Here is a 14,940-nt window from a genome sequence, read left to right as displayed (position 1 = left end):
TTAAAGGGTTCGCTATTTTTGTTCCAAGTAAAGAAAGCATAAGTGCTGGCGCTTACATGTCTAAATCCAGCTCCCTGAACTTATCTTACAAAATGAGTTAAAAAAGTCGAGTGTCATCTTTCTCAATAAAAGCCCCAGTGCGTAATTCCCTACAAAATATCTCACAAATGGCTGAAAATACTGTCGTTGTTAAATACAAATCTATAAGTATATTTTCCTCTCTTCACGTCGAAGATGGTAGTAGAATTCGGAGGAGGAGATAGATCATGAGTAAAGGTATGTTGAAGCAGATATTATTAATAACTGATGGATGCTCTAACCAGGGTGAAGATCCATCGGCTGTTGCTACATTAGCCCACCAACAAGGTGTTACAATCAATGTCATTGGTGTGCTGGAGAACGATCAGTCTGAACAGCCTGAGGGTTTAGAAGAAGTAGAAGAGATAGCGATGTCTGGTGGTGGGGTTAGTCAGATTGTTTATGCAAAGTCTTTATCCCAAACCGTTCAAATGGTGACCCGACAAGCTATGACCCAAACACTCCAAGGAGTGGTCAATCAAGAATTGCAGCAAATATTAGGACCGAATCAGAGTATAGAAGAGTTATCTCCAGAAAAACGTGGAGAAGTGATGGAAGTAGTAGAGGATTTAGGCGAGACATGTGACTTAGAAGTACTCGTTTTAGTAGATACGAGTGCCAGTATGCATAATAAACTGCCAACCGTTCAAGATTCTCTTTATGACTTATCCCTTAGCTTAAATGCCCGTATGGGAAAAAACAAGTTCTCCATATATTCATTCCCAGGAAAGCGAAGAGACATAGATAAAATCATGGATTGGACGCCAAAGCTTGACTCCATATCTTCCGTTTTTCCAAAGCTAACAAGCGGTGGGATTACACCAACCGGACCTGCTTTACGATCAGCCATACAACAATTTGAGAAAAAGAGAAACCTGAGGAGTTTAATGACTCGTGATGAATCAGCCAGGGAAGAACCAGGATATTGAGGTAAGACTTGGAGCGTTTGTAACTGGAAAATGGTACAATCGCTCCTATCGCATTATAAAAAAACTTGGGTCTGGTGCTTGTGGAACTGTTTATTTAGCTGAGGAAGGGCGGAAGCACGTTGCTATTAAATTTAGTCTCAATAGTTCTTCTATTACAACAGAAGTTAATGTACTAAAGACCTTTCAAAAGGTTCAAGGTAAGACCCTTGGACCTTCTTTGTTGGATGTAGATGATTGGGTGCAACCAAATGGAGAGAAAATCTCATTCTATGTTATGGAGTATTTGAGAGGTAAAGAACTCACCACGTTTATAAAGGAACATGGCCATGAGTGGTTAGGGATTTTGGTTGTTCAATTACTTAGTGATCTACAGCAGCTCCATGAAACGGGTTGGATATTCGGGGATTTGAAAACAGAAAATTTAATTGTTACTTATCCACCAGCCAAACTTCGATGGATAGATGTCGGAGGGACAACTCAACAAGGAAGAGCAATAAAAGAGTACACTGAGTTTTATGATCGCGGTTACTGGGGTATGGGGTCACGAAAAGCAGAAGCTAGTTATGATCTTTTTGCATTAGCAATGGTCATGCTTCATCTTTATCATCCAAAACGATTTGAAAAAGGTACAAATCCGGAGAAAGTACTACTTAGCAAGCTTCAGCAAACAAATGAGTTGAAGCCTTACCAAACAGTCATTCAAAAGGCTCTTTATGGTGATTATACAACCAGTGAGCAAATGAAGGTTGATATGCAACATATATTATTGAAAAACACCCATACGAAGACCAGGCATTCAACACCATCCCGAATGCAAAAACATAAGCATCAAGTAAAAAAAACAGTGAAATCGTCTCCTCCTGGACGGCAGTCTAAATATTTATGGGAAGGTATGGGAATAGTAGTTGTGGTGTGTATGTTTTATATTGTTTATATTCTTCTACAATGGATATAGTCATAAACTTTGCAGGTAGAATGAAATAAATGATACGATAAAGGATGATATATTCAGAAAGATTAGAACGGAGTGGAGCGGTTGTTTAACCTGAAGGTCGATCAATTTGCTCGAAAACATCAATTGTTTCAACATCATGCGACGATTCTTGTCGCTGTATCTGGAGGGCCAGATTCTATGGCCCTTCTTCATTATTTTAAGAGCATCCAACACAATTGGAATTTTCGTCTTATTGCGTTGACCGTAGATCATTCCTTGCGAGGAGAGGGTTCTCAAGAAGATGTGAAATATGTAACATCAATTTGCAATGAGTGGGGAATAGAGTGTAAAGCAGTAACATTAGATGTCCCTGGTTTTAAAAAGAAACATAATCTTGGCACGCAAGTTGCTGCAAGGACAATGCGTTATCAGTTCTTTGAGCAGCAATTGGAACAGTATCAGGCGGATTTCCTAGCTATGGGTCATCATGGTGATGATCAAGTAGAGACGGTGTTTATGAGGATGACACGTGGAGTAGAGCCTATGAACATAAAAGGGATGGCAGTAAAAAGACCATTTGGTCGAGGGAATATTATTCGCCCATTCTTATGTGTAACGAAAACGGATATAGAGGAATACTGTGAAAAGCAGTTAATACAACCTCGTTTGGATCCTTCCAACGAATCATCCTACTATACTAGAAATGCATTTCGCCATGAGGTATTACCTTTTCTAAAGGATCAAAATGCTAAAATCCATGAGCATGTGCAAGTTTTCAATGAGTATGCAACGGAGGATGAGGTTTTTTTGCAGAAGGAAGCGACCAACCTTTTCGATACATCCATGTTTACGAAAAAGGAAGATTTGATACAATTTAATCGATCTGAATTTCTCAAGACTTCTTCATCTTTACAAAGGCGAACCTTTCATCTAATATTAAACTATCTTTATGAAAAATCACCTAATGATTTATCCTATCATCATTGGGAGCAATTCAAACAATTGTTGAAGGCGAGGACACCGCAATCATCAATGAATTTGCCTGACGGATTGTTTGTTGTTCGCTCGTATGAAAAGATTGAATTCACCTTTTCATATGAGGAAGGCGGTGGATCTTTTCATTTTCAACTATCTGTACCAGGTACGGTGCTCTTGCTTGATAGGACAAGCGTGCATGCTGAATTAAGTGGGGAATCAACAGAATGGAATCAACATCATTTTGTGTGTGATCGTAGTAAAGTCACACTACCTTTGCATGTTCGCACAAGAAGAGCAGGAGATAAAATTGCCTTAAGAGGAATGAATGGGCATAAAAAGGTGAAAGACCTGTTTATTGATCAAAAGATTCCTAAAGCGAAACGAGATCGATGGCCTATTGTTACAGATGACGATGGTCAAATCCTTTGGGTCGTATCGCTACAAAAAGCACGAGTTGAAGCCAATAACTCCGAAACCTGGTTACATCTTACTTATAAGAATCAAGAGAACTTCTAGGAGGATGGAAAATGCATACCGATATTGAAAAAGTTTTGATATCTGAGGAGGAAATCCAAAGCAAAATTAGTGAACTGGCCTCACAATTAACAGAGGAATATGAAGGAAGATTTCCACTTGTTGTGGGCGTTCTAAAAGGTGCTATGCCGTTTATGTCTGATTTATTAAAACGGGTAGAAACTTATCTCGAAATGGATTTCATGGATGTATCAAGTTATCATGGTACCACGCAATCATCTGGCGAAGTAAAAATTGTTAAGGATTTAGACACACAAGTTGAAGGAAGAGACTTGCTTATTATCGAAGATATTATAGATAGTGGCTTAACTCTCAGTTATCTTGTGGACTTGTTTAAATATCGTAAAGCAAGATCCATCAAAATTGTAACACTTCTTGATAAGCCTTCTGGGCGTAAAGGAGATGTAAAAGCCGATTTAGCAGGTTTTGAAGTTCCAGATGAATTCGTTGTGGGTTATGGGTTAGACTATCAAGAAAGATATCGAAACCTTCCTTACATAGGAGTTCTAAAACCTTCTGTGTATGGTGGAGAGGAAAGCGAATAAATCAAGCTTTTCTTCATATATATCCTTAAGTAAGACCAACAGTTAATTCCTTTCTTACCATACACGTCTTTTCAAAGGATATTAGTTGTATAAAAACTTACACGTATGGTACTATTTACTATAGTTTTCTCGCCTGGGAGGAGGTAGGCAATGAACCGAGTATTTCGCAACACCATATTTTATGCGTTAATCTTTTTAGTTGTAATTGGGGTTGTAGGTCTCTTTAATGGTGACAACCAACAAGATACCCAATTAAGCTATCCGCAATTTAAAGAGCAATTAAGTAACGGTCAAATTGAAACAATGACTGTTCAATATACGAACCATGCTTACAATGTAACAGGTAAGCTTGCTTCAGGTGATGAAGAAGGTAATAATTCATACACTGCTATTATTCCTGACAATGAACAAATTGTGAGTAATTTAACAGACATTGCTGAAGAACAAGGACTTGGTGAAGATTTCAGCTTTGAAGCTGCTGAAGAACCAAGTGGGTGGGTTACATTCTTAACATCCATCATTCCTTTTGTGATTATTTTCATTCTTTTCTTCTTCTTACTTAACCAAGCACAGGGTGGCGGAAGTAAAGTCATGAACTTTGGTAAGAGTAAGGCTAAGCTATTTAGTGAGGATAAGAAGAAAGTTCGCTTTAAGGACGTAGCCGGTGCTGATGAAGAGAAGCAGGAACTAGTAGAGGTTGTAGACTTCTTAAAAGATCCTCGTAAATTCGCAGCGATTGGTGCACGTATTCCGAAAGGGGTTCTTTTAGTAGGACCTCCAGGTACAGGTAAAACATTGTTAGCACGTGCCGTAGCCGGAGAAGCAGGAGTACCATTCTTCTCCATCAGTGGTTCGGATTTCGTTGAAATGTTTGTTGGTGTAGGTGCCTCTCGTGTTCGTGATTTATTCGAAAACGCGAAAAAGAACGCACCATGTATTATCTTTATTGATGAGATTGATGCAGTAGGACGTCAACGTGGAGCTGGACTAGGTGGAGGTCACGATGAACGTGAACAAACACTAAACCAGCTACTTGTTGAAATGGATGGGTTCGGAGCAAATGAAGGAATTATCATTATCTCCGCAACAAACCGTCCTGACATTCTTGACCCAGCATTACTTCGTCCTGGACGTTTTGACCGTCAAATCACTGTAAACCGTCCTGACTTGAAAGGCCGTGAAGAAGTACTACAAGTACACGTTCGCAACAAGCCTTTAGATGAAGAGTCCGTCGATATTCATACGATTGCAATGCGTACACCTGGTTTCTCTGGTGCAGACTTAGAGAACTTATTAAACGAAGCAGCTTTAGTAGCAGCTCGTTCTGATAAAGAGAAAATCGACATGGTGTCCATTGATGAAGCCATTGACCGTGTTATTGCTGGTCCAGCCAAGAAGAGTCGTGTCGTATCTGAAAAAGAACGTAACATTGTCGCTCACCACGAAAGTGGACACACCATCATTGGTATGGTTCTTGATGAAGCGGACGCTGTACACAAGGTTACCATCGTACCTCGTGGCCAAGCTGGTGGTTATGCTGTAATGCTTCCTAAAGAGGACCGCTTTATGATGACCAAGCCAGAGCTTCTTGATAAGATTACAGGTCTACTAGGTGGACGTGTAGCCGAGGAGGTTATGTTCGGTGAAGTGAGCACAGGTGCCAGCAATGACTTCGAACGTACGACAACCATCGCTCGTAAAATGGTTACCGAATATGGTATGAGTGACAAACTAGGACCACTTCAATTTGGTGGTGGAGGTGGCCAAGTATTCTTAGGCCGCGACATTCAAAATGAACAGAACTACAGTGATCAAATCGCTTATGAAATTGATCAAGAAGTTCAACGCATTGTGAAAGAATGTTATGACCGTGCGAAACACATTCTTACGGAAAACAAAGAACAGCTTGAACTGATTGCAAAAACCCTTCTTGAAGTTGAAACGCTTGATGCATCTGAAATTAGATCATTATTCGAAAAAGGTGAACTTCCAGAGGATTCTGAAGCAGCTCGAATTAAAGAAAGCAACAAGAGATCAGAATCTGATGTAAAAGTAAACATCAATTCAAAAGCTGAAGAAGAGCAAACAGACCAAGACCAAGACCAAGTTCTAGATGAAGACGAAAACACATCTTCTGAAGAAGATCATAGAAAAGAATAACGAATGAAAAACTGCTCCTGCCATATAGGCTACGGAGCAGTTTTTTTGTTGGGTAGTTCGCGGTATATACGTTGCTTCCAGGGCGCTTGCGCTTTTGTTATATAGTCTTCCGCATTGTACTCAAGCTATCAATGAATGAGGATACCCCATTTAAGAAGATATGATATGATAAATGCGTCATATTGTGAATGGAAGCGGTGAATACAATGATTTTTGTGCTAGATGTTGGAAATACAAATACCGTTTTAGGTGTTTTTGATGAAGGTGAAATACAGTATCAATGGAGAATTGCCACCGATCGTTATAAAACAGAAGATGAGTATGCCATGCTTATCAAATCATTGTTTGAGCATGATGGTTTATCTTTTAGTCATATTCATGGCATTATTATATCCTCGGTAGTTCCTCCAATTATGTATGCTCTAGAACGAATGTGTCACAGTTATTTTCAAGAATCACCTTTGATTGTTGGGGATTCTATGGTAAATCCGGGGTTAGAGATGACTTACCCATCCCCGCACGAAATAGGTGCTGACCGAATAGTTAATGCTGTTGGAGCTATAAAAGAACATGGCGGACCGCTAGTGATTATTGATTTTGGTACGGCTACTACGTATTGCTATGTGGATGAAAAAGAGCAATATGTTGGGGGAGCCATCGCACCAGGTGTTAATATTTCTACAGAGGCTTTATATGCAAAAGCAGCTAAGCTTCCACGCATAGAGATATTAGCTCCACAAAACGTTGTTGGCACGTCTACGGTTGAAGCTATGCAAACAGGAATATTCTATGGGTATGTGGGACAAGTTGATGAAGTAGTGAGGCGAATGAAGGAGCAATCTAACAAAACACCAAGTGTCATTGCTACAGGTGGTTTAGCAATGCTGTTCGCTGAAGAATCGCGCACTATTGATGTCGTAGATCCATACCTTACTTTAAAAGGCTTATATGAAATCTACTTAAGAAATGAAGGAAATTCTACAGATAAAGGAGAATGAACATCATGGGAGATTATTTAATTCGCTCAACTGCATTTGATGGAAAGGTCCGTGCTTATGCCATCGAATCAACAGATACAGTAGGAGAAGCAACGCGTCGTCAAGATACGTACGCGACAGCTTCGGCTGCCCTTGGACGTACATTAACGGTATCAGTAATGATGGGGGCTATGCTAAAAGGTGAAGATCAAATAACAGTTAAGGTAGAGGGTGGAGGCCCAATCGGTGGTATTATTGCCGATGCAAACGCACATGGTGATGTACGAGCCTATTTAACCAACCCTCATGTAGACTTTGATCTAAACAATAATGGAAAGTTAGATGTAGCGCGTGCTGTTGGAACGAGTGGAACACTCAGTGTTGTGAAAGATGTTGGAATGAAGGATTACTTCACAGGTGAAGTACCAATGGTGACTGGGGAAATTAGTGAAGATTTCACGTATTATTTCGCAAATTCAGAACAAATTCCTTCTGCAGTTGGAGCAGGAGTATTAGTAAATCCGGATTTATCTATAAAAGCTGCTGGCGGGTTTATTGTTCAAATGATGCCTGGAGCTGATGACGAGACGATTTCGAAAATCGAAGAAAATATTAATGCCCTACCATCCATTTCAACGCTAATTGATCAAGGTCATACCCCTGAGCAGATTCTAGAAAAACTCTTACAGGGTGGAGATGTTAAGGTTTTAAGTAATACACCGGTTCAATTTAAATGCCGTTGTTCAAGAGAAAGATTAGAGAATGCGTTAAAAGGTTTAGGTGACGATGAATTGCAGAAAATGATTGATGAAGATCATGGTGCAGAAGCAACTTGTCACTTTTGTAACGAACAGTACCACTTTACAGAAGATGAATTAAGAACACTGCTAGCAGAAGCTTAAGTCAGCATAAAAAAGGTGGTTGGTATGACTAGAAAGGTTTTGTGGGGAATTATTGTTGTTTTATTCGTAACAAATGTAACGACATTGTTCTTAGTGCTGAACTCCGAGAAACAAGTATCACCGAGTCAAGAAAAACAAGCACAGCCAGTTGCAGAAGAGGATGAAAGGGAACCGGTAGCCAAGGTGGGTGAAACTGAGATCACCCAGCAGGCTTGGTTAACCTCTATGAAGGAACAGCATGGTGAAGCAGTGTTAGAGGAGCAAATTAATAAAGAGATTGTGTTTCAACTAGCAGAGCAAAATGATATTCAAATAGAGGGGAAGCTGATTGAACGGGAATTAGCCCTTATGGAGACCATGCTAACCGTCACCAAAGATCAATTGATTCAAACAAAACGGGAGCAATGGGAAGATCAAATTACGTATAATTATTATTTAGATGAGCTTATTACACGTGATATCAAAATCAATGAAGGTGCTATAAAGGATTACTATGATTCGTATAAAGAACAATTCGATTTCATTGAAACTTTTCAACTCTCCCATATCGTTGTTTCCTCAGAGGCTGAAGCAAATAAAATTACCAAGGAACTTCAAGAAGGTGCGTCCTTTAATGTGCTGGCAAGAGAATACTCGAGTGACGAGTCATCAAGTGAGAAAGGTGGATACTTAGGTTACTTTTCAAAGGAGAGTGCTTACTTTCCTTCTGAATATTACGAGCACGCCCAAAAGCTTTCGAGTGATGCCTATAGTAAACCCTTTAAAACAAACCAAGGCTACACCATAATAAAATTACATCGAACGTTACCAGGTATATCGTTTACCTATGATGAATTAAAAAATCAAATAAAAAGACAACTGGCATTAGATTATGTTGGCGATTCATATTCAGCTAAAGTCCTATGGGAAGAATTAAATGTAAATTGGATGTATGGCGATTAAATGAATCGCTTTTTTTTTTTAGAAAACACGCCACTAAAAATAGAATTGGATGAACATGATAAAGTGTTTCCTCTTCCATAAAGTACTAATTCAAAAGTATGAGCCATGCTTCTAGGACATAAGATAGAGAAAAAGTGAGTTTAATGTTTGACATTTCTGATTAATTCGAATACATTATATACAATAATGCTTATAAAAATACTTGGAATTATGAGGTGGGGAATAATGAAAATTGCAGATTCGATTGCGGGCTTAATTGGAAACACTCCAATTGTAAAGTTGAACGGTTATGGAGATGAAGATAGTGCTGATATTTATGTGAAATTAGAGTTTATGAATCCTGGAAGTTCTGTGAAAGACAGAATCGCTCTAGCCATGATTGAGGATGGAGAAGAAAAGGGAGCTCTTAAACCTGGTGATACGATTATAGAACCAACAAGCGGTAATACAGGGATAGGCTTGGCTATGGTTGCTGCTGCTAAAGGGTATAAATCTATACTAGTGATGCCTGATACCATGAGTCAAGAGCGTCGCAACCTGTTACGTGCTTACGGGGCGGAGTTAGTGTTAACGCCAGGTAGTGACGGGATGAAGGGAGCTATTCAAAAAGCTACTGAACTGCAAAAAGAACATGGATACTTCATGCCTCAACAATTTAACAACCAAGCAAATCCAACAGTTCACGAAAAGACAACGGGACCAGAAATTGTAGAGCAAATGGGTGATCAGTTGGATGCATTCGTAGCAGGTATTGGTACTGGTGGTACTATTACAGGGGCAGGAAAAGTGCTGAAAGAAAACTATGAGAATATTAAAATTTATGCCATAGAGCCAGAAGGTTCTCCAGTTCTCTCAGGAGGAAGCCCAGGGCCGCACAAGATTCAAGGTATTGGTGCAGGCTTTGTTCCAGAGATTTTGGATACAAAAATTTATGACGAAGTACTGTCTGTTACAAATGAACAATCCTTTGAAACCGCTAGAGAAGCTGCTAGAACACAAGGTTTATTAGGTGGGATCTCTACCGGAGCTGCTTTATATGCAGCAAAACAAGTAGCGAAACAACTGGGCAAAGGCAAAAAGGTGTTAGCCATTGTACCTAGTAATGGAGAACGCTACCTTTCTACACCACTTTATAATTTTGAACAAGAATAACACGTTTGCAGAAGTCCTACCCGATGTTGGGTGGGGCTTTTTTGCGTTCTGCTTTCAGGAACACCAAATATACTTTCACAAGAAATGAATATCATGGATAGATTGTGTACAATAGTAAGGGAAAAGATGAACGGAAAAGGAGCTTACGTTTTATGGCACGAATACTTCGTACAAAAGAAAAGAACTATGACCTTGATCAACATAGTCTTGTAATGGGAATCTTGAATGTAACTCCCGATTCATTTTCAGATGGAGGACAGTATGATGAAGTAGAAGGGGCGCTTATTCAAGCAAAACAAATGGAACATGATGGTGCTCACATCATTGATGTTGGAGGAGAGTCTACACGTCCTGGACATGATCCTGTTTCAGCGGAAGAAGAACTTGAACGTGTTCTTCCCATTATTAAGGCGTTGAAACATGAAATTGACGTCCCTATTTCCATAGATACCTATAAGGCGGAAGTAGCTAGATCAGCTATTGAGGCTGGAGCTTCTATCATAAACGATGTTTGGGGAGCGAAACACGATTCAGAAATGGCAAATGTTGCAGCGGCTTATCAAGTCCCCATTATCCTAATGCATAATCGATTGGACAAGAATTATACGCATCTATTACATGATATGAAAGATGATTTACGCGAGAGTGTTCAACTAGTAGAAGAAGCTGGGGTGAAGCCACATAACATTATTTTGGATCCTGGTGTAGGCTTTGCGAAAACATCGTCTGATAACATGAAAGTTATGAGACATTTAGAAGAATTCAATGAATTAGGTTATCCTATATTGCTAGGTACTTCGCGTAAGTCCTTCATAGGGGAAGTGTTGGATTTACCCGTGGAAGAGCGTATGGAAGGAACAGGTGCAACAGTTTGTCTTGGTTTATCCAAGGGTGTAGACATTGTTAGGGTTCATGATGTGAAACCAATTGCTCGAATGACAAAAATGATGGATGCAATGTTAGGGAAGGGAGAAGATAAACATGGATAAGATCTTAATGAATCAAATGAGTTTTTATGGGTATCACGGTTTATTCCCAGAAGAGAATAAACTAGGCCAACGATTTCTAGTCGACTTACAACTAGAACTAGATTTAAAACAGGCAGGCGAAACCGATGACATGAACGAAAGTATAAATTATGGGCAAATATATGAGGTAACCCAAGAGGTAGTGGAAGGAGAAGCTAAACAACTGGTAGAAGCAATAGCAGAGGAAATTGCGGCTTCATTATTCCAATCCTTCTCTAAGCTACATGCTGTGAACGTTAAAGTAATAAAGCCAAACCCTCCAATTCCTGGTCATTACGAATCCGTTGCCATCGAAATGTATAGGGAGCGCCCCTAGAATGGTAGAAGCTTATATAGCGTTGGGCTCTAATATCCATCCTAGATACAAGTTCATCTCAGAGGCAATCGAGCAGTTAGCATTTCATGAGCAAATTGAGGTTATTAAATCGTCAGCTATTTATGAAACGGTCCCGGTAGGTTATACTGAGCAAGGTGACTTTTTAAACGGCGTCATAAAAATTCAGACAAACCTTGCTTCTGTTGAATTACTAGCTTATTGTCAATCTATCGAACAAAAATTAGGAAGGAAACGTTCTGTGGAATGGGGTCCTAGAACGATAGACCTTGACATTTTATTGTATAATCAAGAAAATATTGAAACAGAGCAATTAATCGTGCCACATCCAAGGTTACACGAGCGGGCTTTTGTACTCGTGCCATTGTATGATATAGATTCGCATTTATATATACCAGTATATGAGAGAACCGTGGAACAGTTATTGTCTGAACTAGCAGATGATGAGAAAAAGGGAGTAAGACAATGGAAACTGAAAAATGGGGAAAACGCATCAGGGCCTACCGAAAGTTGAAGGGCTATACCCAAATATCATTCGCCCGTGCTATAGGTATATCTGTATCGGTTCTGGGTGAAATCGAGCGGGGGAGTAGACTTCCCAACGAACAGGTAATCAATAAAACCTCAATAGAGTTAAATATACCGGTACAGGAATTAACTCCAAAAGAGTAAGCTTCATGTATCTAGGGGGATTTTGGGTTATGTACCTTAGCACTAGTACTTGTAACGGGTGAATTTGTGGATGAACCAACTTCACATGATAAAATAGAAGTATGCAGACACCATGAGGATTGTTTAATTCGCTTTGATGGTGAAAAGAACGGCTATCATGGAAACGCGTGAACATGCTACCTGGTATTTAAAAGTCTTAAAAGAAAATGGGAAAGTACGTAATCGCATTAATGAAGCAACTTCCAGAGAGCGACTGTTAAAGATTCTTAATGAGTTCGTTGAAGAACTACAAACCCGAATGAAGGTTTCTTTATAATAGTGAGAGAAGAAAGGGTTTTAAGTTGTAAGAGACTGTCATAAAAACAGCAGTCTTATCATAGATGCGGTAATGAATAAAAATTGGAGTGATCAAGATGACGGAAGAAATAAATGATTTAATGCGGGTACGCCGGGAAAAGTTAGATCAGTTTCACCAAAATGGCCTCGATCCTTTTGGAAATAAATTTGAACGGACGCATTTTTCAGAAGAACTAAAACAAGCATATGATGAAATGACAAAAGAAGACTTAGAAGAGCAGCAAATCCCAACGACAATAGCTGGAAGAATCATGACCAAGCGTGGAAAAGGTAAAGCTGGGTTTGCCCATGTTCAAGATTTAACAGGTCAGCTTCAGATCTATGTACGAAAAGATACAGTTGGGGAAGAAGCGTACGAATTGTTCCAATCAGCTGATATTGGTGACATTGTAGGAGTAGAAGGAACTGTATTTAAAACAAAAGTAGGCGAACTTTCCGTGAAAGTACGAGAGTTCCATATGCTAACCAAATCCCTACGCCCACTACCTGAAAAATTCCATGGTCTAAAAGACATTGAGCAGCGCTATCGTCAACGTTACTTGGACCTAATCACAAACCCTGCAAGTCGTGACACCTTCGTATTGCGGAGTAAAATCATCCAGTCCATGCGCCGTTATTTTGATGATAAAGGGTTCTTAGAAGTGGAGACGCCGACGATGCATGCCATTCCTGGTGGTGCTTCTGCACGTCCATTCATTACTCATCATAATGCATTGGACATGCCGTTATATATGCGTATTGCTATTGAGTTACACCTCAAACGTCTAATTGTTGGTGGAATGGAAAAAGTATATGAAATTGGCCGAGTATTCCGTAACGAAGGAGTCTCTACTCGACACAACCCTGAATTTACTATGCTCGAGCTTTATGAGGCTTATGCAGACTTCCACGATATCATGACCCTTACCGAAAACGTAATTGGCCATATTGCGAAAGATGTTCTTGGAACAGCGGTTGTTCAATATGGAGATTACGAAGTGAATCTAGAGCCAGAATGGACAAGGCTACACATGGTGGATGCAATTAAAGAATATACTGGCGTTGACTTCTGGAAGGATATGTCCGATGAAGAAGCAAAATCCCTTGCGAAAGAACACGGAGTTTCATATGAAGAAAATATGACATTTGGTCATATTGTAAACGAGTTCTTCGAACACTATGTGGAGGAGAAGCTGATTCAGCCAACCTTTGTCTACGGTCATCCGTTAGAGATTTCACCACTGGCAAAGAAAAACAAAGAAGACGGTCGCTTTACAGATCGTTTTGAACTGTTCATTGTAGGTCGTGAGCATGCAAACGCGTTCTCTGAGCTGAATGATCCAGTAGACCAACGACAACGTTTTGAAGCTCAGTTAAAAGAAAGGGAAGAAGGTAACGAGGAAGCACATATGATGGATGAAGACTTCTTGGAAGCTCTTGAATATGGCTTGCCACCTACTGGCGGTTTAGGAATTGGGATTGATCGACTCGTTATGTTACTAACGAACTCGCCATCTATTCGTGACGTATTGCTATTCCCTCAAATGAGGCATCGTGACTAAGAAGTGAGGAAAGGCGCTCAGATAATAAATCTGGGCGCCTTTTTGATTGATTCAACCACGGGCATCTTTTTTAATAGTGAAGAACAAGTAAGTGGTTAGCACTTACTTGTTCTAGCTCCAGAGCCCAATAACTACCAACCTTCCTAACCCCACCTTACGATAAGTTAACATTAGATCACTCATGTTTTCGTGTTTTCTTTATCTCCTACGCAATCAGGTGAAGTTCGATTAAAATTGCTACATCACGTAGTATCATCGAACCTACCCATATCCTGTTGGCAGCAGTTTGTGCGTCGCTATGTGGGCGCTTGCGCTTTTGTTCATAGTTTGTTTGTTAAAGAAATAAATAGGGAGATTGATAAAATATAAAAAAATCTTATGAAACTATTGCACATTTCCTAAGCTACGTGGTATATTATTAAACGTTGCGCTGAAGACAGCAACAAAAACTCATTAACCGAAAGAAGAGAAAATCAAAAAACAAAAAAGTTATTGACTTTCCCTTTCGAAAAATGATACATTGGTAGATGTCCCGCTAACGACGGCGGCAAAAAAACAGCAACCGAGAAAAAATAAATAACAAAAAAGTTATTGACTTGAAATCGGCGAAATGTTATACTGATTAAGTCGCTGTTTTGGCGACAGAGCGAAACAACGAAACATTTGATCTTTGAAAACTGAACAAAACAACTTGTAAACAACCTGTTAATTTTTTAACGAATTAGCCAGTAATCATTTTGAATGATGCAAAGGCGAACTTCTTCATTTTATGGAGAGTTTGATCCTGGCTCAGGACGAACGCTGGCGGCGTGCCTAATACATGCAAGTCGAGCGCGTGAAGCAACATGATCCCTTCGGGGTGATTGTTGTGGATCGA

15 protein-coding genes and 1 rRNA gene are annotated in these 14,940 nt (G+C 39.7%); all 16 read left to right on the top strand.

Annotated elements, in window-relative coordinates; genetic code table 11:
* The first annotated feature begins 266 nt into the window (after positions 1-266).
* Positions 267-1,007 carry a VWA domain-containing protein gene (locus tag GLW08_RS20775; RefSeq protein ID WP_160850530.1) on the top strand — a complete coding sequence of 247 codons (741 nt, stop codon included), beginning with the start codon at positions 267-269 and terminating at the stop codon, positions 1,005-1,007.
* Entirely contained in the window at positions 976-1,962 is a 987-nt protein-coding gene (locus GLW08_RS20770) for a protein kinase domain-containing protein (RefSeq protein ID WP_202406432.1), read from the top strand. Before GLW08_RS20775 ends, GLW08_RS20770 begins: the two co-directional genes overlap by 32 nt.
* A gap of 81 nt (positions 1,963-2,043) precedes the next feature.
* Positions 2,044-3,435, top strand: a complete 1,392-nt coding sequence (tilS, locus tag GLW08_RS20765; RefSeq protein ID WP_160850528.1) for a tRNA lysidine(34) synthetase TilS — start codon at positions 2,044-2,046, stop codon at positions 3,433-3,435.
* A gap of 11 nt (positions 3,436-3,446) precedes the next feature.
* Positions 3,447-3,998, top strand: a complete 552-nt coding sequence (hpt, locus tag GLW08_RS20760; protein WP_160850527.1) for a hypoxanthine phosphoribosyltransferase — start codon at positions 3,447-3,449, stop codon at positions 3,996-3,998.
* A 150-nt stretch (positions 3,999-4,148) separates the two neighbouring features.
* Entirely contained in the window at positions 4,149-6,158 is a 2,010-nt protein-coding gene (ftsH, locus tag GLW08_RS20755; protein ID WP_160850526.1) for an ATP-dependent zinc metalloprotease FtsH, read from the top strand.
* Between the two features lie 206 nt (positions 6,159-6,364).
* Complete coding sequence (locus tag GLW08_RS20750; RefSeq protein ID WP_160850525.1) at positions 6,365-7,156, top strand: type III pantothenate kinase; 792 nt, start codon at positions 6,365-6,367, stop codon at positions 7,154-7,156.
* 5 nt (positions 7,157-7,161) lie between these two features.
* Complete coding sequence (gene hslO / locus GLW08_RS20745; protein WP_160850524.1) at positions 7,162-8,037, top strand: Hsp33 family molecular chaperone HslO; 876 nt, start codon at positions 7,162-7,164, stop codon at positions 8,035-8,037.
* 24 nt (positions 8,038-8,061) lie between these two features.
* Positions 8,062-8,979, top strand: coding sequence for a peptidylprolyl isomerase (locus GLW08_RS20740; RefSeq protein ID WP_160850523.1), 918 nt, complete (start codon positions 8,062-8,064; stop codon positions 8,977-8,979).
* 225 nt (positions 8,980-9,204) lie between these two features.
* A complete protein-coding gene (cysK, locus tag GLW08_RS20735; protein ID WP_202410211.1) occupies positions 9,205-10,131 on the top strand; it encodes a cysteine synthase A in 927 nt (308 codons plus the stop codon).
* A gap of 152 nt (positions 10,132-10,283) precedes the next feature.
* Complete coding sequence (folP, locus tag GLW08_RS20730; RefSeq protein WP_160850522.1) at positions 10,284-11,120, top strand: dihydropteroate synthase; 837 nt, start codon at positions 10,284-10,286, stop codon at positions 11,118-11,120.
* On the top strand, positions 11,113-11,475 hold the full coding sequence (folB, locus tag GLW08_RS20725; protein WP_160850521.1) for a dihydroneopterin aldolase: 363 nt from the start codon (positions 11,113-11,115) through the stop codon (positions 11,473-11,475). Before folP ends, folB begins: the two co-directional genes overlap by 8 nt.
* Position 11,476: 1 nt before the next feature.
* Positions 11,477-12,007 carry a 2-amino-4-hydroxy-6-hydroxymethyldihydropteridine diphosphokinase gene (gene folK / locus GLW08_RS20720; protein ID WP_160850520.1) on the top strand — a complete coding sequence of 177 codons (531 nt, stop codon included), beginning with the start codon at positions 11,477-11,479 and terminating at the stop codon, positions 12,005-12,007.
* Positions 11,959-12,165, top strand: coding sequence for a helix-turn-helix domain-containing protein (locus tag GLW08_RS20715; protein ID WP_160850519.1), 207 nt, complete (start codon positions 11,959-11,961; stop codon positions 12,163-12,165). The genes folK and GLW08_RS20715 overlap by 49 nt, the downstream gene beginning before the upstream one ends.
* Before the next feature lie 133 nt (positions 12,166-12,298).
* Positions 12,299-12,481, top strand: coding sequence for a hypothetical protein (locus tag GLW08_RS20710; RefSeq protein WP_160850518.1), 183 nt, complete (start codon positions 12,299-12,301; stop codon positions 12,479-12,481).
* A gap of 97 nt (positions 12,482-12,578) precedes the next feature.
* Positions 12,579-14,063 (top strand): lysine--tRNA ligase, encoded by a 1,485-nt coding sequence (gene lysS, locus GLW08_RS20705; protein ID WP_160850517.1) that lies wholly within the window; start codon positions 12,579-12,581, stop codon positions 14,061-14,063.
* A 766-nt stretch (positions 14,064-14,829) separates the two neighbouring features.
* Positions 14,830-14,940 (top strand): 16S ribosomal RNA (locus GLW08_RS20700); the annotation flags it as partial.

It is taken from the genome of Pontibacillus yanchengensis (assembly GCF_009856295.1).
GTDB lineage: Bacteria > Bacillota > Bacilli > Bacillales > BH030062 > Pontibacillus > Pontibacillus yanchengensis_A.
This window is presented reverse-complemented; position numbering and strand designations above follow the sequence as displayed.

Bases quoted from the DNA above. Each gene is read 5' to 3' on its own strand.
- GLW08_RS20775 (WP_160850530.1), top strand. From the start codon at position 267: ATGAGTAAAGGTATGTTGAAGCAGATATTATTAATAACTGATGGATGC.
- GLW08_RS20770 (WP_202406432.1), top strand. From the start codon at position 976: ATGAATCAGCCAGGGAAGAACCAGGATATTGAGGTAAGACTTGGAGCG.
- hpt (WP_160850527.1), top strand. From the start codon at position 3,447: ATGCATACCGATATTGAAAAAGTTTTGATATCTGAGGAGGAAATCCAA.
- ftsH (WP_160850526.1), top strand. From the start codon at position 4,149: ATGAACCGAGTATTTCGCAACACCATATTTTATGCGTTAATCTTTTTA.
- GLW08_RS20750 (WP_160850525.1), top strand. From the start codon at position 6,365: ATGATTTTTGTGCTAGATGTTGGAAATACAAATACCGTTTTAGGTGTT.
- hslO (WP_160850524.1), top strand. From the start codon at position 7,162: ATGGGAGATTATTTAATTCGCTCAACTGCATTTGATGGAAAGGTCCGT.
- GLW08_RS20740 (WP_160850523.1), top strand. From the start codon at position 8,062: ATGACTAGAAAGGTTTTGTGGGGAATTATTGTTGTTTTATTCGTAACA.
- cysK (WP_202410211.1), top strand. From the start codon at position 9,205: ATGAAAATTGCAGATTCGATTGCGGGCTTAATTGGAAACACTCCAATT.
- folP (WP_160850522.1), top strand. From the start codon at position 10,284: ATGGCACGAATACTTCGTACAAAAGAAAAGAACTATGACCTTGATCAA.
- folB (WP_160850521.1), top strand. From the start codon at position 11,113: ATGGATAAGATCTTAATGAATCAAATGAGTTTTTATGGGTATCACGGT.
- folK (WP_160850520.1), top strand. From the start codon at position 11,477: ATGGTAGAAGCTTATATAGCGTTGGGCTCTAATATCCATCCTAGATAC.
- GLW08_RS20715 (WP_160850519.1), top strand. From the start codon at position 11,959: ATGGAAACTGAAAAATGGGGAAAACGCATCAGGGCCTACCGAAAGTTG.
- lysS (WP_160850517.1), top strand. From the start codon at position 12,579: ATGACGGAAGAAATAAATGATTTAATGCGGGTACGCCGGGAAAAGTTA.